The following is a 21745-nucleotide window of genomic DNA, read 5'->3' as shown; positions in this document are numbered from 1 at the left end:
GGACTTATGAAAAGAACATTAAGTATCTTGCTGGCCTTGCTAATGCTGGTCAGCCTGGTCCCCTTCCACGCCCTAGCAGAAAACGTAGAAAACGCAGAAGGTACGGAAGAAGTGGCAGAACAGGCACAAGACCAAGAAGAAAAGCAAGAAGTGCAAGAAGAAAAAGAAGAAGACGAAAAAGTTTCTGTCGAAGTAACTGTTGAAGATAAAACAGATGAAGTAACAGGAGAAAGTGAAGAAGAAAATCCTGCTGAAGAAGTAGAAGAGAAAAAAGAAGAAGAAATTGAAATAAGCGAAGAAAAAGAACCAGAAGCTGTTGGTGATCCAGAACCAAATGTAACCCTTGTTGGTCAATGGGTTAAGGATTCAAGTGAAAAGACAGATACACCAAAATATTATGAGCTTACGGATAAAATTGGCACGCCTTTATATAATTCTGGTTTATTAAGGGGTTTAGCTAAGCAGTTTTTGGTTTGGTCAGATAAAGAACCTACCGCAAATGGTGTTTTACCAGAAGGAGCCAGAATCTTCTCACCAGAAGATAAAATTTCAGATGTTTTTCCAAACGGCATTCCAGAAGATGCAAAACTCTATGCTGTTTACTATGAGATAAATAATCCTTATGGAAAACCATTTCCACAAGATCCCTTTTCTTTGATTGCTGTAGGTAGTGTTTTAGAAAATTTAAAAGGAAGAGTAAATAATAATAAAGTAACGATTAATGAAAATGTAAAGCCTGACGATGTTTTAAAAAATACTGAAAACCATGAATCAGGTGATAAAATTGTTGATTATTACAAAGAGACTGATGACGATAAGACAATAAATGAAGTTACTCTAAAGGCTGAGTTTGAAATGGATTGGGTCGTTGCCATGCTTGCCTATAGGAATCAAACAGGTAGTAACCAACTAAGACCAATTTTAAGTAGGGACTACAATGACAGATATAAAAATAGTGATTTTTCAACTGAAGATGGAGAAAAAGCTGGATATACCTATGTTGACTTAAATATGAATTTTGGCGATGATGATGGCCTAGTAATTCCTGATAATTTAGGTTTAGAATTTAAGAGCTATTCTTGGAGACCTCTCTACGCCTTTGGTTATGATGAAGAAGGAAACAAAGTTGTTTTAAACAAAATTGATGATTTCAAAGGTAATGTAAAGGGAGATGATCCAAAAACACAATTCAATGTTAAGACAGACTATACAGATGCAGAAGGTAACAAGAAAAACTACAGGAATATCACAGTTAGGGTTGTCTTAAGAGAATGGGATAATACAGTTGAAAAGCCTCATCAAACACCTTTTAGTGGAGAAAGAATTTCTGAAAGCAAAATTACTCCAGATAAAGGTAAAACCATTGCTGAAACAATTATTTCTAATATGACTCTAAGGGTTATGGGATCTGAAGATGAACTTGAAAACAAGGATATCATTAGGATTTCTGATAAAAAAGCCAAGGCCCTTGCAGAGGGTCAAGGAAAAGATGATATTAATATAACTGGATCCATCCAAGGTCATATATTTGCATCAGCAGGAAGTGTTAGTGCAGGTAAAATAACCTTTCAGTTAAAACAAAATTTAGGAATTGATGAAAGCGAAGTCAAGGACCCAGTAAAGCTATCTTATGTTTTCAAGGAAGACGAACCTGAACCAAAACCAGAACCAAAGCCTGAGCCATACGATCCTGGTTACTGGTATGACCCAAGTCCAGATTACCTTAACAAAAAACCTGAAGCAAAAGAAAGAACCTTTGATCTATACAGATGGTATGTAAAGGGCAATGAAGGCGACTTTATGCCTTACAAGGGAATCACCAGGGCAGAGATTGCAGAAATTTTTGCAAGGGCTCTGGATTATGACAAGACATACTTTGATGACTCACATGTAAATTACCCTGACGTAGATGAAAGCGCTTGGTATGCAAAGGCTGTTGCCAGAGTAACAAACGCAGGCATCTTCAAGGGAACAGACGAGGGCAACTTTGAACCAACCAGGGAAATAACTCAAGGCGAATTGATTTCAACCTTGAAACGCTTCCAAAAGTTAAGCGACTCAATGGAAAACATCATGACCATAAGAGACGACCACTGGGCAAGGGCAGAAGTAAATGCTGCAGCCAAGGAAGGCTGGTTAAAGATTTACCAAGAGGGCACAAAGGCTTTTGATGTAGACAAGGTAATCACTCGTGAAGAAGTAGTGGCCATTGCCAACAAGGCATTTGCCAGACCTGTCGACCAAAGATATATCGACGAATATATTGACAGTCTAAAGACTTTCAAAGATATAAACAAAGATATGTGGTCCTACTACGAAATCCTAATAGCTGCCAACACTTATTTTGTAAATTACGATAACAAGGACAGCAGATATGACCTCTGGGTCAACCATGCAACATTTGATGACGGACCAACAACCGCTATCGAAGACATCAAGACCTACAGGGAAATCTTGAACAACGACGAGTACAGAACAAATATCTACCAAGTTAGATTTCAAAGAGACCTATACAGGTAAATAGTTTTTAAGAAAGAGGCTCCGGCCTCTTTTTTCTTTGGGAATTTTTGCCTAGATTTTTTGTATCTTTTTTGTAAATTATAGATTAAATTAATACAAACAAATATGTTATAGATATATTTTATTGGAAGGGCTTTTGTTTAAGTGTTACAATTAATTATGAGATAAATTAAGGAGGCGGTTATGAGAAAAAGAGTTATATCGTTTATTGTGGCTACACTAATGTTTATTAGTGTTTTTTCTGGTTATAATGAAATATTAGCAAATGAGAAGAAAGAAAATTTCATTATCCATATTGATGTTAATTCAATTTCAAATGGATATGAAGAAGCTTTATTTAATGAGGAATTTCAGCTGGCTATGTCTATAGCTGATAAGGCCTTAGATGAATTTGAAGCTGGGATTAATAATATCAAAGGTTGCAAGGTTTATGATAGGATAAATCTTTTGGTCCCATCTTTATTTGTCAGCGCCACAGCTGAAGCTATTGACAAAATAAAGCTCATGGACCACGTCATTGGTGTTTATAAAGACGAACCTATTTATATCTCTAATAATGTAGAAAATAGGATGTATAGGTCTTCAAACATTATGAAACCTATGATGATAGAGTCCAATGATTTGATAGGTAATGATAGTTCTGTCCAATCAAAGTATGATGGGAGGGGTCAAGTCCTTGCTGTTATTGATGGTAATATGGATCCTTCGCATGAAGTTTTTTACTTAAGTGATGGTGTGGAAGGTAAACTTTCATACCAAGATATACAAACGAGATTGGATGGCAGCGATGGCAAAATAAAACTAGACGCAAATTCCAATGCCATTAAGGCAGACGATCCTTGGGTTAACAAGATTCCTTTTGGTTTTAACTATTTTACTAATAAGGCTGAATTAAATCCTGAAAATGAAAAGGCGGCTCATGGTCAGCACGTTGCTGGAACTATGGGGGGAAATCACTCAGTAGTTGATGGACAGGATTGGCACGGAGTGGCACCCAATGTTCAGCTTCTGTTTTTAAATTGTATGTACAAAGGTCAAACGTCAGCAAAAAGTTATATATCTGCTGCTATTGACGCAGTTATTTTGGGATCTGCAGCTGTAAACTACAGCTTAGGCACAAGCAAGGGCGTTCCGGGTTCTGTTGATAAGTTGTTAGAAAATTTGATTGACACCAACTACCTTAAGTCTACAAACTTTGTTATAGCTGCTGGTAACGAAGGCGAATATCAAGGTTTTATGAGTATTGATAATCCAGACTTTGGAACGATTAGCAACCCTGGTATTGCTACAAATGCTATTACTGTTGCATCTCTTGAAAATAAAGTCATGCACGCCTATGGACTTTTTAATGAAGGCAACAAATATGAATATCTTACTTCAGGGGATGTATATTTCCAAGCAGGCGACTATGAATATGTTTTTTGTGGCAAAGGTAATCCAGAAGATTTTGAAGGTGTAAGCGTCGATGGAAAAGTAGCTCTAATTTATCGTGGTGGAATTACTTTTAATGAAAAAGTTTTAAATGCTCAAAAAGAAGGAGCTGTTGGCGTTATTGTTGCTAACAATATTTCTGGTTTATTTACGATGGATGTAAAGAATAATAAGATTCCTGCTATATCTGTAAGTACTGAAACTGGGGATATGCTTAAAAAAGCAAACACTAAAAAATTTACAATTAGTACAAGATTAGAAAAATTTAATAATCCAGAATACGGTGAGATGAGCGCCTTTACAAACTGGGGTTTATCAGCAGGTGGTTTGATGAAGCCAGATATTACCGCTCCTGGTGGACATATATTCTCTGCACAAACAAATGTGCCTGGAACTGTGAGAAATTCTTATGGTGACATGAGTGGTACTTCTATGGCCACACCACATGTTTCAGGTGGAGTTGCAGTTGTGCGCCAGTATATGGAAAGTAACCCCAAGTTTAGAGACATTACAGAAAAAGCTAAGTTTACAAAAATTCTATTGATGAACTCAGCTGTTCCTCACCAAGATCCAAAGACTGGAAAACTGACATCCCCTCGTAGGCAAGGTGCTGGTGTTATGAATCTTAAAAAGGCAACGGAACTTGATTTTACGGTTGTCTCCAAAGATTCGGGCATCCCTTCACAATTTGTAGGAAATGTAGATGATAAAATCAAAATTGATTTAGTTGTAAAAAACTATTCCAAAGAGGCAAAGACCATTACTCCAAGTGTGGCTGCAACTATTGAAGCAAGGGAAGGTAAGAAGCTTACTTTTAGGCCAGAGGATTTATTCTCAGATATTCTTTCTGATAGCCAATTCCAAGTTGGCCCAGGTGAAGAAAAGAGTATTACTCTTGAGTTTCCGATTAGAAATTTAGAAAAAATCGAACCTTTTAAAAATGGGGCATTTGTAGATGGATTTATAAATTTCAAAGATCAAAACGGAATGAGCGCAAACTTTGCTTTTGTTTCGTTCAAGGGCGATTATGGTGCTATTCCATCAATTGAAAAGCCAATATATGAATTTGATTTTGATACAGAACAGCCAATGTGGTGGAATTATAATTTCACTCAAAAAGAATGGTTTAATTTTGCTACTCTTTTATTGACTGAAAAAGGTTTTGACAAAGATGGCAAGCCAATCTATAAGATTGCTGGATTAAAAAATTTTGATGAAATAAACGAGAAGAAAAATACTCCACAAGAACCTAAGCCAGAGTTTGAACCTTTGATTTTTTCACCAAATGGTGATGGTTTAAACGACACTCCTAGCCTTCACTTGGTTATGACTAGGACTGCTCCAATTTATATCAAGATTTTAGATGAGAAAAAACAAATAATTGGTGGAGATTATATAAGAACACAAGCTAAGAATTTCTCTTATATGCCTGAAGGCGACCGTGATATTGAAGCTGGATATACTAATATTGGAGAAATTATTCTGGACTCTTTAAAGGATGGCAAATATGAACTAGAGGTCATAGCATCTCCTTTAAAAGGCTCTACGGGCTTGTATGAGGACACCTATACAAGATTTAACTTTACTGTTGATACAAAGGTGCCTGAATTTATAGATGCAAAATTAGATGAATCTACCAACACCCTCACATTTAAAGTTAAAGACCAATCTTTTATTAGGGAGGTTAATTACCAGGTCGATGGTGGAGATTTTGTTGGTATAGAAGAAGCTGAGGGAGGAATTTATTCTGTAAAACTTCCAGCCAATGTGGACCTAGACAAGATTAATATCCAAGCTATTGATGGAGGCTATAACAAGGGAATCAAAACTGTTGATCAAATTGTAAATGCTGACCAATACGGCACAGTAAATGTTAATTTTGTTAAGTATGCACCTGACTCAGTCGATGCAGAGTATAAGATATATGATGCAAGCGGTAAAGAATATGAAGTTACTCATCCATCTACAACTCTTCCCATAGGCAAGTATAAATTAGAAGTTACCAAATACAGCGACCAATATAAGTTGCTTTCTCCAACTATTCAAGATTTTGAAATTACAGCTGAAGAAAAAGAAGTAAATATAGATATTTCATTTGGTTGGACCAAGAGAAGAACTCTTTCTATAAATGTAAGTGATATTTCTGATTTATCTTATGATGACTTTGATATAGTTGCTGTTGACTTAGAGATAGCTGACAAGGTATATCCATTTAAGAGTCACCGCACTATGAAAAATATGCACACTATAGAACTTCCTTATGGTTCCTATGATTTTAAACTCCGTTTGAAAGACCCTACAAAAGGAAACTATAGACTTGAGCTTGAAGATACAACAATACCATTTATTATCAACGACCAATACCAAGATAAGCAAATTATAATTGGTAAAGTTATCAAGAGCGACAACAAGATAAATGTAATTGAAAGTGGCCTAGGCAAGCTTGGTCATGACAAGATTGAATATGTTGCATCTAAGCCTGGTTCTGGAGAGTTTACAAGCTTGGATAAGCTTACGACAGGAAGTTATGAAATAATTCCGGTAAATCCACCAGCAGGATATTATGTAAAGGATGCATATCCAACGGTTACTCTAACAGAAGATAAGCCATATGCGGATGTTTATATGGATTATGTTAAAGATGATGGGTCCAAGATTTCCCTCACAGTAATAGATAACCTACCTGCAAATGAGCCTGTTAATTATATGATTTATGATTACAAGTCATACTTGGGCATGGATGGAGGCAATGAATATATTGTAGCGTCAAATGGAACTATTGAACTGGCCAAGGGCAGGTATATGGTTAAAACTCCATCCAACGAAAGCTATTACGGATTAGCTATTGATACAGGTGAGGATTACACTTTTGTAAATCTAGAAGATATTGCAAAGACTGTAGAATTTAAATATAACGAGTACAACGGTCAAGATCCAGTGGGCCATGGGAAAATTAAGATAGAAGATGAATCTTCAAGCGGAGATTATTCTTATTCTTATATTTTAAGTCCAAAAATAGGAAGCAAGATAAGCCACAGGTATGAAAGTGCAGATCCTGATTCTAAAAATATAAATCTTCCTTATGGATCTTATGAGATTGAAATTTCAAATTTAAAAGATGGATACACCACTGAACCTAAGAGCTTTATAGTATCGTCTAAAAACTTTGATCAAACAATTAAAATCGTTAAGAAGACAAGCGATAGCATGGTGGATGTTGAATTTAAATTTGTCTGCGAGGGCGAACTTGTATCTCCGGTAGAATTTACTTTGGACGACGTGACCATGCATGATGGAGTAAACAAAGTTAAGGCTGGCAATTATAAGTTATCTATCAAAGACTTGCCGGTTAAATTTGAAGTTATTAATGAGACTGAAGATGTAAGTATAGATAGTCAAACAAAAGAAATTGTAATCCAAGTAAGAAAGACTAGTCAAAAGATTAAACAGTTTTATTCTGATATATATGACAACTCAAAACTTCTTGATAACAACGTAGAGTTTACAGCTATTTCTACTGACGGCAAAAAATATAAGGGCAAGATTGTTCCAGATGGATCAAGTTTTAGAGTTGAGTATGAATTGCCGTACGGAGAATATGAGTTTAAAGTCAAGAGCTTGGATGACAGAATCCAACCTGAATTTACCAATTATGGTAAATTTACTATTGATGATAAGATTGGAAAATCTATTTATGCTTTAAAGACAAATTTATACAAGGCCTTTAAGATTGATGCAAGCGCAGTAGACCAAAACGGAAATAAAATTGACCTTGAATATAAAGTAACAAAAAAAGATAAAAGTAAAACGGGAGTTTACTCTATTGATAGTGTTCCTGCAGTTAGGGGTAAAGAATGCGAGGTTGAAGCAATAAATCTACCAAAGGGCATAAAGGTTCAAAAAAATCCATTAATAACTGCCTTCTACGGTAACTACTTTGATGGATCATTTAATCCAGTAAAATTCAAAGTAATAGTCGACCCAAATATGAAGCGATATCAAGTAAAATTTAATTATGGCTATGATGATAAAGTTGAAATAGCAGAAGTAAATGAAGGTGAAAAAGCAAAAGAGCCTGCAAAACCAACGAGAGATGGCTATGAATTCAAAGGCTGGTATATGGATCAAGATTTTTCACAAGCCTATGATTTCGACAAAGAAGTTACATCAAAGCTAGAACTATTTGCAAAGTGGGAAGAAACTCAACCAGAACCAGAGCCAACAAAATACAAGGTAACCTTCGTAAAAAACAATGACTCAGCAGATGAAGTTGTTGAGGTTATAGAAGGCGATAAAGTTGTGCCACTTCAAGTTAAAAAAGACGGCTTTGACTTCGTGGGTTGGTTTAAAGATGAGGGATTAACTGAAAAATTTGATTTTGAAAACCCAATTAAAGCCGATACAACCATTTATGCAAAATGGGAAAAATATGATGATGGATTAATTAAAGTTAGCGCCGATGGTTTTGATAAAACAGGGATGCTAAATAACAATGTGGAAATATATGCTGTTGACTCAAAGGGTGTTAAACACATAGGAAAAATCATCCAAAATCGTCGTAACTTTAAGGTGGAATTTGAATTGCCAAATGGCGATTATGAATTAAAGGCAAGAAGCTTGGATGGCATTGTAATGCCTGAATATGAAAGCTATGGCAACTTTACAGTTAAATCCGACACCACAAAGGTAGGATTGAAAGATAAAATTTATTTGTGGAAGGCCTTTAGCGTGGATGTTAGTGCAGAAGACCAAAATGGAGATAAGGTTGAGCTAGAATATAAGGTAGTTAGAAAATCTGGGGATATGCATGGCGAATATAATATAGACAAGGTTCCTGCAGTTCGCGATAATAACTATGAGGTTTATGTAATAAATATTCCTGAGGGTATAAAGGTTGAACTAAATCCACTTAAGACTTCTTTTAATGGTCCAACCTTTATACAAGGAGCTTTTGAACCGGTTAAATTTAAAATCACAGTAGATGCAAGTGCAAGAATCCACCAGGTTAAATTTGTTAAAGACAATGGTTCAGCCGATGAAATTAAAAAAGTTCCTGATGGATTAAAGGTAATGGTACCTGAAGTTCAAAAGAAAGGCTACAAATTCTTGGGCTGGTTTACAGATGCAAACTTTAGTGAAGAATTCGACTTTGAAAGCCCAATTAAGGATGATAAAACCCTCTATGCTAAGTGGCATGAACTCGATCAGTCTAGGGTCAAAGTAATTATTCCTATACAAGATTTAAGCAGGAATTTCAACTATAAAAATGCTGAAGTTTATGTAGTTGATAAAGATGGAAATGAACACATTGGAACTGTAACTAAGGGTAAGTATACTAATTACTATAATGCTGAGTTTAATCTTAAAAAAGGCAGGTACGAGATAAAGGCTAGGAGTTTAGATGAAGATAGACTATTACCTGAATATCAAAGTTATGGTAAATTTAATGTTTATAGCTCACCAATCACTTTTAAATCTACAGATGCAGTATTTTTTAGGAAACCAACTAAGATTGATGTAAGCGCTGTGGACCAAGATGGAGAAAGAGTTGACTTAGAATATATAGTCATTAGACAAAAAGGTGAAAAATATGGTGAATTTCCAATAGATAAGGTTCCTGCAGCTGCCGGTTATGAATCTGAAGTAAAGGCAATTAATATTCCTGAAGGCATGAAGGTTGTTGAAAATCCAATTAAGACAACTTATTATAATTCTGAAAGTAGCTATACACCAGTAAAATTCAATGTAATAGTTGATAAGGAATCGAAAACCTTTAATGTAACTTTCGTAAAGAATAATGAAACAGATAACGAAGTTGTAGAAGTTAAAGAAGGAGAAAAAGTTAAAAAACCTGAAAAACCAGAAAAGGAAGGATATGACTTTGTAGGATGGTTTGTAGACGAAGAATTGACTACAGAATTTAATTTCGACACTCCTATCGAAGCAAACACAACTCTCTACGCAAAGTGGCAAGAAGTCGTAGTAGATCCAGCAAAATTCGAAGTAACTTTTGTAAAGAACAACGAAACAGATAACGAAGTTGTTGAAGTTAGAGACGGCGAAAAAATCGCGAAACCTGAAAACCCAGAAAAGGAAGGATATGACTTTGTAGGATGGTTCACAGATAAAGAACTAACTACAGAATTTAATTTCGAAACTCCTATCGAATCAAACACAACTCTTTACGCAAAGTGGGAAGAAATCGTTGTAGAGCCAAGAACTTTTGAAGTTAGATTCGTAAAACGCAATGGGTCAGAAGATGAATTTATAGAGGTTATAGAAGGTCAAAGGGTCTCGGCTCTTGAAATAGTAAGAGAAGGTTATGACTTCGCAGGATGGTATTTGGATCAAGATTTGACTGAAAAATTTGATTTTAATACACGTATAATTTCTAATATTACTTTATATGCAAAGTGGGAAAAAATTGAAGTAAGCCCAAGGCCTAGACCTGATGATTGGCCAATTTACGATGGTCATTATTATGAACCTAGCCCAGAATATAAACCAGAAAATAGCGATAGAACTGAGTTAGATGAAAACAAAGAAAATACTGAAGATGAAACTAAAGGTCAAGAAAAACCAGACAGTCCTCTATTGATTGAAAAGCCAATTTATACTGTAGATTTGATTGATATTCCTATAACCGAGGTAGGCGATGCAATCAGAGATATAGTGGCCAGAGGTATCTTGAAGGGTACTGGTGATAATAAATTTGAGCCAGAAACAACAATTACAAGAGCTATGATCACAGAAGTATTTATGAGATTATCGATTGACAAGTCGATTGATAAGAGTATAAATTTCTTGGATATCAAATTTGGTGATTGGTATTATGAATCTGTTAGATGGGCTGCAGCTAAGAGCATTATTAAGGGTTATGAAGACGGAACTTTCAAACCAAATCAAAAGATAACTTTACAAGAATTTGCTGTAATGCTTCATAGAATGCTTAATAAATTTGGTGTTGAACTACCAAAGGTAAAAGATGTGGATGAGAATGATTATTCATATTTACTTGATTGGTGTAAGTATGAAGTTATTGATTTAGTTGAAGCAGATTTTATTGAAGTTAACCAGTATGGAGAAAATGCTTATGACAAAGAAGTTACTCGCGAATATTTTGCTGTAGTAATGGATAGACTAATAAAATATGTTGAAGCGAATTATAATACCGATATAATTCACGAGTAAGAAATTTAAGACCCAGGACAAATCCTGGGCTTTTTTCTTGAAGTATTTTCCTCTTTTTGATAAAATTAAATTAGTGTATTATACGAAAGGGGTGATGGGATGAAAGATTTTTCTATTGATGAAATAAGGAATCTGGAATTTAAGGATGAGGATTACGATGAGGCAGACTTTGGTGAATACGTGGATTTTATAGGTTCGCGGGTGGGGCTTTCTAATGGTCAGGGCCTGAGGAGGCTGATGGAATTTTTTGACAAGCCTCAGGACAAGTTAAAGGTAATTGCTGTTGGCGGAATTAATGGCAAGTCGTCGGTTTGTAATTTCCTGACTAATAATTTACGGAAGACGGGTTCCTGTGGGCTTTTTATAGATCCTTATTTGGGCGAAATCAACAATAGTATTTCCATTAACTATGAGAGCATTTCCAAAAAACGCTTCATGTTTTATATTGATAGCTTGCGTCCAGTGATTGCTGCTTTGAACGAGGAGGGCTTAAGGGTCTCTTGCCAGGACATTTTGATGGCTATAATGTTTATGTATTTTTGCCAGGAAAATGTGGACTTTGCTGTGGTTGAATTTGCAGCCCATAAATCGGCTGAACTTTTCAATATCGTGAGTTCGCCTTTTGCCACTGTGCTTACAAAAATTTATGTGGACAAGGCAGCGGGTCTGGGCGAGACTCTTGAAGAGGTCGCAAAAAATATTGGAAAGCTTATAAAAAAAGACTGCCCAGTTTTTGCCTACCCCCTAGAGGATGAGGTTGACGAAATTTTAAGGGAAATTGCCCAAGAAAATCATGCGGACTATTACACTTTTAAAAAGGAAGAGGTCGTTGTCGACGCCATTAACGAGCACGAAACGGATTTTCATTTTATGGGCTACACTGGAATGATAACTAGCCTTATTGGCATCCACCAGATGTACAATGCTGCCCTCGCCATGATCGTCTTGCATCGTTTAAAGGGTGACTTTAAAGTCTATACAGAGATCATCAGGCCGAGCATTTACACGGCTAAGTCCGACGGGCGTTTGCAACTTGCCTTTAAGCATCCACGCGTCCTGGTTGACGATGCCCATAATCCAGTGGCGGTTGACGCCTTGGCTGAGGCCTTGAAACTCTTTATCTATGACAGGCTTGTGGTCCTTTATACTTGTGATGAGGTCGACGATTATGTTTTGGAAAAAGTCTGTGGCCTGGCAGATGACCTTGTGCTGACAAAAACTTACGATCCAAATCACTCATGTGACATTGATGACTTAGAGGCTAGGGTCTTGAAATACAGGAAAGATGTTCAGGTGATTCCAGACCTTGAAGAGGCCTACAAGTGCGCTGTGGACAAGGCTAGTGAAAAGGATATAGTTTTGTGCTGCGGGTCCCTCCCCATGGTCAGGGAAATTTTTAAAATGAAGGGCAAACATTAATTTATATTTAATCAAAAAAGAAAAATAAGACAAAGCTTGTAGGGTCCACTTTATGTGGATCGAATTTTTCTTTTTGTTTGGGAATTTTTGCAAAAGAAAAGACCGGTTGATTTTTATTTATCAGCCGGTCTTTTAATATTTTTTTGAAGACAAAAAGCCCCGACCAGGTGGCCAGGACTTAAATTGTAAGGTGCATTTATAAATTAAATTTCTCTTATCAGGTCGTCGATGATTTTAACTGCGACCTTGGATGCGCGTTCAAAGTTGTCGTAAAAGGCTGCGCCGCCTTCGGTCAGGGCATCTGAAACCGCCTTTATCATGACGAAGTTGGCTCCGTAGAGTTTTGAAGCGATGGCTATGGCAGCCCCTTCCATGTCTACGATGTCACAACCCCATTCTTCGTGGAGGGCTGTCTTTGCCTCAAGGCCTGCCACAAACTTGTCGCCTGAAGCCAGCTTGACCTTTTTTAAATGCGGGTCGATTTTTTGGGCCAGGTCCACAAGCCTTGGCGTGGACTTGAAAAATATTTCGTCAAAGGCTTCGTACTTGCCCTTGGGTCCACCATCAGCGTCAGTTGTGTCCCATTCGTAGTGGCAAACGCTATCGACCACTGCTAGATCTTCGACCTCTTGGTTGCTCAAGGCGCCCACCACACCGTAGTTGATGATGGTCTCGCACTTGTAAAAGTCGAGAAGGAGGGTCATAGCCATGGCCGCACGAATTTGTCCAGCCTTTGAAGGGCAAACGTAAACGTCCTTGCCGTGGATATGGTATTTTAAAACCTCAAATCCCCCGTGCTTGTATGACTCAAGGGGTTCTCCATATATATTGTAAAAAGCATCAAATTCTACTGCAACTAGGATTCCTATGTTCATGTAATCACCTCGTGTATATTTATCGTGTGTATTAATTTTATCATATGCAAGAGAATTTTGCCAGGCAAAAGCGTTCTGAAAAGCATACGCAGGAGAAAATGTTTTTCTCGCCCACGGGACATCGAGTCTCCGTGGACGAGGTGTCCACAATAAAGTGGACGGTACATGGCTAAAAGAATATCCGTATGATAAAACTCGGTCGCAAAACATCAAATTCTTTAAACCAATCGTAAAATTTGAAAATAAAATCCCTTTGTGTTAAAATAATTGTACTGATATAAAGCGATAGGCTTATATTTGTTATTCAAAAAGGAGATGTAATATGAAAAGAATTTTATCTATAGCTTTGGCTTGTGTCATGCTTTTTACCAGCTTGTCATTTGCCAAGGAAAATGAGGAGAAGCCAATGAAATATGAAGTGAGATTTGCCACAGTAACAGAAGTTCCAGAGGGCGACTATGAGGGAATCTTAGTCGAAAACGATATGGACAAGGGCGACATGGGCGAAAAGGAAATGTTTTTATATGTAAAGACAAAAGTAGTCGACCTAAAGACGGGCGAATTTGTTGAAGGCTACAAATTCAAAAAAGGAGAAAAAATCCAATATTTCTATAGGGCTGATACGCCAATGATGCTTTCACTACCAGCACAGATGACTCCGGACGTCATCGGAGTAAATGTGGACGAGTCAAAATTTTCTATAGACGTGGATTATTTTGACAAAGACGGCCACGGCATAGGCAATAGATTGGATTTAAATTTGGGCGAAGACGGCAAGGCAAAAAACTTTGCAGGCGAAGAAGTGAAGGACTTTTTGCCAAACGAGCTTTTAGTTCTCTACACAATCGCAACCAGGAGCCTTCCACCGATTGCAGCCCCAGAAAAAATTGAAATTCTACAGGCAAAAGGAATTACAGACGAAGCTGATGATAGTAAAGAGACGGATAAAGAGGATATCCTAAAGGCCTATGAAAAAACAGCTGATCTTTATTACATGAGAAAAGCTCTTGAAGGTCTGGGTGCAGAGGTTAATTGGATCAGAGATACCAATACGACCGAGATCACAAAGGCCGACAAGAAAGTCATCATCTACAATGAAAATAAGGAAATGAGAATCGACGATATGGTCATTGAAATGACGGATTTTAATATCGAAGACAAGACTAGTTTTATTGGAAGGGAAGATTTAGTAAAAATCTTGGACTATCTGGGAATTAAATATTAGAAAAATTAAAAGCAAGAGCTTGATGGCCCTTGCTTTTTTGCTTTTTAGATTCTTACAGACAGTCTACATACAATTTTGTTTTCTTGGTCAACAAATTGCGTGAGTCATGCATACCAATCGACGGCGTCCTTGCGGACTTGTCTCTTGGGCAGGGCTGCAAGTGGACCCTACAACATGCTGATAAATATTCGTATGAGAAATCTCAATTGCGAAATTAACCGTAAATGCCTTTTGGGTAATTTGCTTGCTCTTTGGGTATCAATGGTATAGAAGGCGTATTGTAAGCAAAATTAGTTTTTAATTTTACATACACACATAAGGAGGTGTTTTATGTTTAATATTGGTGACAAGGTTTCCTATCCTATGCATGGGGCTGGAGTTATCACCGAAATTTCAAAGAAGGAGCTTTTGGGTGAGGTCAAGGATTATTACACGATCAAGATTCCTGTAAACGAGGTTGTGGTTTCCGTGCCAGTTGACAAGGCCGAAGATTTGGGCCTGCGTCCTATTATTGAGAAGGACGAGCTGGACGGGATTTTGGAAACTCTCAAGGCCGAAGCCAAAAAGACCAATGGCAATTGGTCCAAGAGGCACAGAAATAATTTTGAAAAGCTCAAGTCAGGCGATATTATAGAGGTGGCCGAGGTTGTTCGTGACCTGACACTTTTGAGCAAGGAGAGAAATCTATCTGGCGGAGACAGGCGGATGCTGACCAATTCTATGAATTTGCTTTTGAGCGAAATCATTATGGCCTACGATGTTGACGAGGCCACTGCAATTAAGAGAATTGAAGAGTGCATTTTAGAGTAGGTTTATTATGGCAAGAAAAATAATTAAGTGGCTAATTGCCCTTTTGGGAGGAGTTATAGGCTATGGTTTGGCCCTGCTTGTAACTTCTCTAATTAAGTTTGAATTTCCTAAACTGGGATATGAAATTGCGACTTATGCCGCAGCTGTTCTTTTATTTTTTATTATTTTTTATTTATCATCTGAATTTTTCATTGACCGGGTTAGGAAATTAATTGACAAATTGGATAGCGATATCAAAAAGCTAAGCGTCCTCGATGTTATCTTGGGGACGGTGGGGCTTTTGATTGGCCTGGGCCTTTCATATATTGCTGTTAAAATAATTTCTGGAATCAAGATTCCGATCGTTGTGGATATTCTTTCAGTTATTATTTATATTACAGTTATCATGGTCTCGGTGGGCATTGCCGTAAGACGCAAGGATGATCTGGAAGCTTATATTAGAAAGTACAAGTCGGCGGGGACTGAGGCTAGTAAAAAGTTTTTAGATACCTCTGTTATTATTGACGGGCGGATTTTGGATGCCCTTCGAACTGGTTTTATTGATGGGGACCTCATTGTGCCCTCTTTTGTCTTGGAAGAGCTCCAATTTATTGCGGACTCGGCCGACTCCATGCGGAGGGAAAAGGGCAGGCGAGGCCTGGATATTTTAAATCAAATGACCCACGAGTTTAAAGATCAAGTCCGGGTTGTGGATTACGAAAAAGATAAGAAGACCACGGTTGACCTGGCACTTTTGGAATTGACCAAGAAGGAAGGCGGGGTCGTCATGACCAACGACTACAATTTAAACAAGGTCGCAGGAGTCAAGAGCATTCGCGTTCTCAATATAAATGATTTATCAGCTGCCCTTATGCCGGTGGTTTTGCCGGGCGAGAGATTTGATTTACAAATTGTCCGCCAGGGCAAGGAAGCTGGTCAGGGCGTTGGATTTTTAAACGACGGAACCATGGTCGTGGTCGAAGATGGATCAGGTTTGGTAGATACCAGCCAACACGTGGAGGTTACCAGTGTTTTGCAAACTTCGGCTGGGCGGATGATTTTCGTTAAAATTGTTTAGGTGAACTATGATTGAATCAATGAAAGTGGCGGTTTTAATTGCGGCGGCCGGCATGAGCAACAGGATGAAGTCGGATATCAACAAGACTTTTTTGCTTATAGATGGCAAGCCAATTTTATCCCACACCATTAATAAATTTGAAAAATCCAAGTACGTGGACCAGATTATAGTCCTTGCCCGCAAGGAGGAAATCGATTATGTCCGCGAAAATATTATTGAGCCCGGCGGCTTTAAAAAAGTGGTCGCCCTTGTAGAAGGCGGATCTTCACGCCAGGAATCCATAAAAAATGGCCTGAAAATTTTATCAGACGATGTGGACATTGTCCTCAGCCATGACGGGGCTCGTCCCTTTGTCCATGTGGAGACCATTGATTCGGCAATTGAGCAGATGCTGGACCTACGGGCGGTCGTGGTTGGCGTTCCGGTCAAGGACACGATCAAAAATGTTTTTGACGATGGGTCCAACAAGGTTTATCTGACGCCAAAGAGGGCCCTACTTTGGGCGGCTCAAACTCCGCAGATTTTTTATGCGGAAGATTTGCGGCGGGCTTATATTTATGCAGAAAGAGAAAATATCGAGGGAACCGACGACTCGTCCCTGGTGGAAAAATTTGGCCTCCAGGTGACCATGGTCATGGGGTCCTACGACAATATAAAAATTACCACACCAGAGGACTTGGTCCTGGCGGAACTTTTCAGGAAGTCATTAAAGGAGAATTAAAAATTAATGTTTAGAATTGGACAAGGCTACGACATTCACGTTTTTGAAAAGTCGCGGCCGCTAATTATAGGTGGGGAGGAGCTCAGGGACCACGATGGCCTCTTGGGCCACAGCGATGCGGATGTCCTCATCCACGCCATTATGGACGCCCTCTTGGGCGCGGCTGGCCTCAGGGATATTGGCTATTATTTTCCTGACACCGATCCCAAGTACAAGGGGATTTCTTCAATTAAACTTTTAAAAGAAGTCAAGAAAAAATTGGACGAGGCTGGCTATACCATTGGCAATATCGACTCGACAGTCATTGCCGAGGAGCCAAAGCTAAATCCCCACATAGAAAAGATGAAGGCAAATATTGGGGCGGCATTGGATCTTGGCCAGAGTCAGATCGCCATAAAGGCCACCACAAAAGAAAAGATGGACGCAAGCGGTCAAGGGCTTTCAATCGAGGCTCTGGCCATAGCTATGATAAAGAAGGATTAATATGCAAGTAGAAAAATTTAATTTAAATGAAAATTCAAAGATAAAATACACGCTCGCTGTTGTAAGCGGCAAGGGCGGGGTTGGCAAATCGCTCACATCAAGCCTTATCGCGACCCATTTAAACAAGCTGGGACTCAAGGTCGGCATCTTGGACTGCGACTTAACAGGTCCATCCATACCAGAAATTTTTGGCGTAGAGGACCTGGCCCACGGGACCGAGACCGAGCTCTATCCCAATGTAACTGACACAGGCATCAGCCTCATGTCTATGAATTTGCTTTTGCCAAACAAGACTGACCCAGTAATTTGGAGGGGGCCCGTACTTATGAACGTGCTCTCGGATTTTTATTCCAAAATTAATTGGGGGGACCTGGACTTTTTAATTCTGGACATGCCGCCGGGAACTGGCGACGTGCCACTTACTATTTACCAATCATATAATGTTGACGGAGTCGTAGTTGTGTCGACCCCATCCAAGATGGCCAATGTGGCAGTTGACAAGGCCGTTGAGATGGCTCTAAGGCTCAACCAAAATTTAATTGGCGAAGTTCAAAACATGGCCTATTACAGGTGCAAAAATTGCGGAGAAAAAGAATATTTATTTGGCAAGTACGACGAACGCCCAGGCCTAAAGCGGATTGCAGAAATTCCTTTTGATACGGACATTGGCCGGGCTGTAGACGCAGGCGAAGTCGAGTTCTTGGAAGTCTACGAGTACTTTGAACTGGCCAAAGAATTACAAAAACTCTTGGACCAATAAGGAGGACAAAATGAAACATAGGATAATTTATTTGGCGGCTGGATGCTTTTGGGGAACGGAAGGTTACTTCAAAAAAATCGCTGGCATCGAGGATACAGAAGTTGGTTACGCCAACGGCAATACAGACTACACCAACTACCAGGAGGTGGACGCAACCGATCACGCAGAAACTTTGAAAATCATTTACGATATTTCAAAAATTTCCCTGCAAGAAATTCTCCTCCACTACTTTAGGATTATCGATCCAAAGTCAGTTAACAAGCAAGGTGGAGATAGGGGCAGGCAGTACAGGACCGGAATTTATTATACAGACGAAAGCGATTTGCCAGCAATCATGTCAGTCTATAGGTACTTTGAAGAAAAACTCGGTGACCTGGCTGTGGAAGTTCAGCCACTAAAAAATTTCATCAAGGCCGAAGACTACCACCAAGATTATTTGGACAAAAATCCTACAGGCTACTGCCATGTCAACTTAGCCTTGGCACATGAGCCCTTAATTGTGGGCGACTATAAAATGAAATCTGACGACGAGTTAAAAGCCGAGATGGACGAGCTCTCATACGCAGTTATGCGTGAGAACAAGACCGAACGCGCAGGGACCAGCGAATTAAACGCCGAATACAGGCGGGGAATTTACGTTGACAAGATTACGGGCGAACCACTATTTGCATCGTCGACAAAATTTAATGCAGGCTGCGGCTGGCCATCATTTACCAGGCCAATCTTGCAAGACAAAATAAATTACTTGAAAGACACTTCCCACGGCATGATTAGGACCGAGGTCAGAAGCCGGGCTGGCGACAACCACTTGGGTCACGTTTTTAACGACGGACCTGCAGACCAAGGCGGACTCAGGTACTGCATCAACGGGGCAGCCATCACCTTTATTCCTTATGAGGAAATGGACGAAAGGGGGTACGGCGAATACAAGCCACTAGTATGAGAAAATTAAATGCTAAAAAATTAATCACCATTATCGCAGTTATCTATTTGATCGGCACAGCGATTTTGATGCAGGTAATCGATACAAGTGATGTAAATAAAACTGGCAAGATAATTATAAATATCACTTACGTGACCACACTTTTGGTCTTATTTGTCTTGTTGATGACAAATGGCAGAGGCTTTAACTTCAAACGGTCCTCATTTTTAAATCCAGTCGACAGATACGAAGCCTACAAAAAAGGCCTGCCACTAGCTGTGATCTTTCACGTAATTGGCCTGGTCCTTACAAACTTTGTCTTTAAAGGACCAACAGCTTATATGTATGACTTTATAACAATACTAATCGTGCTCCTAGTTTCTTGGAACGCCATTGTGTTGTCGGCGGATAGGATTGAACAAGTCAAAGACAAAAAACACATTCCTGTCAGGAAGCTCAAAAAATAGTATTTCGTGTTAAATTTGTGGTTAATTTCGCGACATTCTCGTGAAAAAATTTTTTAGTCCTCGATGTACACTTGAGTACACCTGCGTCCTAAAAAATTTCTTTCACTTCGAATCTCATCGAAATTTCCACACAAATTTAAAGAGGGATAAAAATAAAACAATTTTTCAGAACGTTGTAGGGGCGACTTTATGTCGCCCGCAAAAGTCTAGCCCCAAAAGACAAAAATTAATCAATTTTTCCTCACAAATTATATGTAAATAGGCAGAGAGATAATAAAAAACGAATGCATTTATCCAACGGATATTTTTGTAGCCATGTACCGTCCACTTTATTGTGGACACCTCGGCCACGGAGACTCGATGTCCCGTGGGCGAGAGAAACTTTTTCTCCTATGGATACATCATCTAAGCATGTTTTTAAATCTCATCCGTTTTACTTCACAAATTAAATTTATATAGGAAAAGAGAATTTATAAGGACAAAAAAACGCGAAGCGTTGTAGCGGCCGGTTTATTCCGGCCATTTTTTTTTGCTTTTCATCTAACAAAATAACTTGACTTTTATTCGATATTTGCTATGATTAAAGTGATAATATTTTTAGGAGGTACTTATGAAAAAGGTATTACTAATTGCACTTGCAATTCTGATGGTCTTAGCACCTATTGCAAGGGCTGAAGGACAAGCAGACCCAATGGCTGAAGCTCAAAAGAGTTTCCAACCATTCGAACTCGATGGGGAAGAAGTAAAGATTGGCGGATATTTAATAAATGCCAACAACTACTACAAGCTAAGAGACTTGGCAGCACTACTTAACGGCACAGGCAAAGAGTTTAACGTTGTATTTGACAATGAAAAGAAGCAAATCGCTTTGGAACTTGGCAAGCCATACGAAAAGTTAGACACTGACCTACAAGAAATGAAGCACGACAAGACAGAGGCCAAGATGGTTACAAACAAGATCCTAGTTGACGGCAAAGAAGTTGAACTCAAGGCAGCTTTAATCGACCAAAACAATTATGTAAAACTTCGTGATCTAGGCGCAGTTGTTGGATTTAAGGTAGACTACAACAAGGAAACACAAGCCATTATCGTAGATACAAAGGCTGAAGTGGAAGCCGAAGAAGAAAAGGTTGAAGAAAAAGAAGAAAAGAAGGAAGAAGTTAAGGCCAAGGAATTAAATGCTTCTATCGATGAAATCAAGGCATTTTTGGCTGACGAAGAAAACATAAAAAAATATGGTTTAAATGAATTTAGAATTGAAGAAGAAAATGGTAAATACTATTTTATAGAAAAGGGTCAAAACGGATCAGAAGCTGCTTACAGGATCGAAAATTATCAAGCTTTTGATAGTAGCAAATTGCAAGAACAAATTCAAGAGCAAACTGATTATTTTTATAGTTTAAATAAAGGAGACTCAGCTAGCATTAGCTATGAAACTGTTAGCAAAATATATTTCTTAAACAAAGATTTATTAGAAGAGAATAAAATTGATAGTTTAACTTTGGCAAACAATCTTAACTTTACTTTAGCTGGTAAACAAAAACTATTTGTGGGCATTCAAGACGGTGCTTTATATATACCTTTCTTTGTTAACAAAGATGGGGAAGTAACAATCGCACCAAGTGTAATGGGACAAGCAGCTGTTATGGTAACATATGGGGATAGCATTGCAAACAAACCTTACCCATCAAATAATATTACCAATTTGGAAGTTAAGGCAAATGAAAATGGCGCAGATATGACTAGCATTATGTTAATTATGAGTCCTGCAGATTCTAATATAGTCTTAGCCAGAGTTATTCTTATATAATATGGCTCTAAATGCATCCTCTATGAGGGTGCATTTTTTGTTTAAAATATAAAG

General features: G+C 38.4%; 13 protein-coding genes. 12 read left to right on the top strand and 1 reads right to left on the bottom strand.

Going from position 1 to position 21745, the window contains the following annotated elements; genetic code table 11:
* The first annotated feature begins 6 nt into the window (after nucleotides 1–6).
* From CUU59_RS07430 to CUU59_RS07420, 3 genes are all read left to right on the top strand, one after another.
* Complete coding sequence (locus tag CUU59_RS07430; RefSeq protein ID WP_099951331.1) at nucleotides 7–2520, top strand: S-layer homology domain-containing protein; 2514 nt, start codon at nucleotides 7–9, stop codon at nucleotides 2518–2520.
* A gap of 183 nt (nucleotides 2521–2703) precedes the next feature.
* A complete protein-coding gene (locus tag CUU59_RS07425) occupies nucleotides 2704–11142 on the top strand; it encodes an InlB B-repeat-containing protein (RefSeq protein WP_099951330.1) in 8439 nt (2812 codons plus the stop codon).
* Between the two features lie 99 nt (nucleotides 11143–11241).
* Nucleotides 11242–12561: a bifunctional folylpolyglutamate synthase/dihydrofolate synthase gene (locus CUU59_RS07420; protein ID WP_099951329.1), complete on the top strand. Its 1320-nt coding sequence runs from the start codon at nucleotides 11242–11244 to the stop codon at nucleotides 12559–12561.
* Between the two features lie 203 nt (nucleotides 12562–12764).
* Here CUU59_RS07420 and CUU59_RS07415 read toward each other — a convergent pair whose 3' ends face one another.
* Nucleotides 12765–13436 carry a 5'-methylthioadenosine/S-adenosylhomocysteine nucleosidase family protein gene (locus CUU59_RS07415; RefSeq protein ID WP_169922892.1) on the bottom strand — a complete coding sequence of 224 codons (672 nt, stop codon included), beginning with the start codon at nucleotides 13434–13436 and terminating at the stop codon, nucleotides 12765–12767.
* Between the two features lie 322 nt (nucleotides 13437–13758).
* On the opposite strand from CUU59_RS07415, the gene CUU59_RS07410 reads away from it, so the two are divergent.
* The 9 genes from CUU59_RS07410 (at nucleotide 13759) to CUU59_RS07370 (ending at nucleotide 21691) form a co-directional block, all read left to right on the top strand.
* On the top strand, nucleotides 13759–14661 hold the full coding sequence (locus tag CUU59_RS07410; protein WP_099951327.1) for a stalk domain-containing protein: 903 nt from the start codon (nucleotides 13759–13761) through the stop codon (nucleotides 14659–14661).
* A gap of 330 nt (nucleotides 14662–14991) precedes the next feature.
* Nucleotides 14992–15471, top strand: coding sequence for a CarD family transcriptional regulator (locus CUU59_RS07405; RefSeq protein WP_099951326.1), 480 nt, complete (start codon nucleotides 14992–14994; stop codon nucleotides 15469–15471).
* A gap of 7 nt (nucleotides 15472–15478) precedes the next feature.
* Complete coding sequence (locus CUU59_RS07400; RefSeq protein WP_099951325.1) at nucleotides 15479–16528, top strand: PIN/TRAM domain-containing protein; 1050 nt, start codon at nucleotides 15479–15481, stop codon at nucleotides 16526–16528.
* A gap of 7 nt (nucleotides 16529–16535) precedes the next feature.
* Nucleotides 16536–17249, top strand: a complete 714-nt coding sequence (gene ispD / locus CUU59_RS07395; protein ID WP_099951324.1) for a 2-C-methyl-D-erythritol 4-phosphate cytidylyltransferase — start codon at nucleotides 16536–16538, stop codon at nucleotides 17247–17249.
* A 6-nt stretch (nucleotides 17250–17255) separates the two neighbouring features.
* The gene (gene ispF, locus CUU59_RS07390; RefSeq protein ID WP_099951323.1) at nucleotides 17256–17732 is read left to right on the top strand and encodes a 2-C-methyl-D-erythritol 2,4-cyclodiphosphate synthase; all 477 of its coding nucleotides are present in this window, start codon (nucleotides 17256–17258) and stop codon (nucleotides 17730–17732) included.
* A 1-nt stretch (nucleotide 17733) separates the two neighbouring features.
* Nucleotides 17734–18492 (top strand): Mrp/NBP35 family ATP-binding protein, encoded by a 759-nt coding sequence (locus CUU59_RS07385; RefSeq protein ID WP_099951322.1) that lies wholly within the window; start codon nucleotides 17734–17736, stop codon nucleotides 18490–18492.
* Between the two features lie 10 nt (nucleotides 18493–18502).
* The gene (gene msrB, locus CUU59_RS07380; protein WP_099951321.1) at nucleotides 18503–19435 is read left to right on the top strand and encodes a peptide-methionine (R)-S-oxide reductase MsrB; all 933 of its coding nucleotides are present in this window, start codon (nucleotides 18503–18505) and stop codon (nucleotides 19433–19435) included.
* Complete coding sequence (locus CUU59_RS07375) at nucleotides 19432–19881, top strand: hypothetical protein (RefSeq protein ID WP_099951320.1); 450 nt, start codon at nucleotides 19432–19434, stop codon at nucleotides 19879–19881. The genes msrB and CUU59_RS07375 overlap by 4 nt, the downstream gene beginning before the upstream one ends.
* Before the next feature lie 610 nt (nucleotides 19882–20491).
* A complete protein-coding gene (locus tag CUU59_RS07370) occupies nucleotides 20492–21691 on the top strand; it encodes a hypothetical protein (protein ID WP_099951319.1) in 1200 nt (399 codons plus the stop codon).
* The last annotated feature ends 54 nt before the right edge of the window (nucleotides 21692–21745 follow it).

Origin of the sequence: Ezakiella peruensis, assembly GCF_900215725.1 — a bacterium.
Lineage (GTDB): Bacteria > Bacillota > Clostridia > Tissierellales > Peptoniphilaceae > Ezakiella > Ezakiella peruensis.
Note: the sequence above shows the minus strand (reverse complement) of the source record. Positions and strands in the feature narration are given on the sequence as shown.

Excerpts from the sequence above, each read along its gene's own strand:
- CUU59_RS07430 (WP_099951331.1), top strand. The coding sequence starts at position 7 with ATGAAAAGAACATTAAGTATCTTGCTGGCCTTGCTAATGCTGGTCAGC.
- CUU59_RS07425 (WP_099951330.1), top strand. The coding sequence starts at position 2,704 with ATGAGAAAAAGAGTTATATCGTTTATTGTGGCTACACTAATGTTTATT.
- CUU59_RS07420 (WP_099951329.1), top strand. The coding sequence starts at position 11,242 with ATGAAAGATTTTTCTATTGATGAAATAAGGAATCTGGAATTTAAGGAT.
- CUU59_RS07415 (WP_169922892.1), bottom strand. The coding sequence starts at position 13,436 with ATGAACATAGGAATCCTAGTTGCAGTAGAATTTGATGCTTTTTACAAT.
- CUU59_RS07410 (WP_099951327.1), top strand. The coding sequence starts at position 13,759 with ATGAAAAGAATTTTATCTATAGCTTTGGCTTGTGTCATGCTTTTTACC.
- CUU59_RS07405 (WP_099951326.1), top strand. The coding sequence starts at position 14,992 with ATGTTTAATATTGGTGACAAGGTTTCCTATCCTATGCATGGGGCTGGA.
- CUU59_RS07400 (WP_099951325.1), top strand. The coding sequence starts at position 15,479 with ATGGCAAGAAAAATAATTAAGTGGCTAATTGCCCTTTTGGGAGGAGTT.
- ispD (WP_099951324.1), top strand. The coding sequence starts at position 16,536 with ATGATTGAATCAATGAAAGTGGCGGTTTTAATTGCGGCGGCCGGCATG.
- ispF (WP_099951323.1), top strand. The coding sequence starts at position 17,256 with ATGTTTAGAATTGGACAAGGCTACGACATTCACGTTTTTGAAAAGTCG.
- CUU59_RS07385 (WP_099951322.1), top strand. The coding sequence starts at position 17,734 with ATGCAAGTAGAAAAATTTAATTTAAATGAAAATTCAAAGATAAAATAC.
- msrB (WP_099951321.1), top strand. The coding sequence starts at position 18,503 with ATGAAACATAGGATAATTTATTTGGCGGCTGGATGCTTTTGGGGAACG.
- CUU59_RS07375 (WP_099951320.1), top strand. The coding sequence starts at position 19,432 with ATGAGAAAATTAAATGCTAAAAAATTAATCACCATTATCGCAGTTATC.
- CUU59_RS07370 (WP_099951319.1), top strand. The coding sequence starts at position 20,492 with ATGAAAAAGGTATTACTAATTGCACTTGCAATTCTGATGGTCTTAGCA.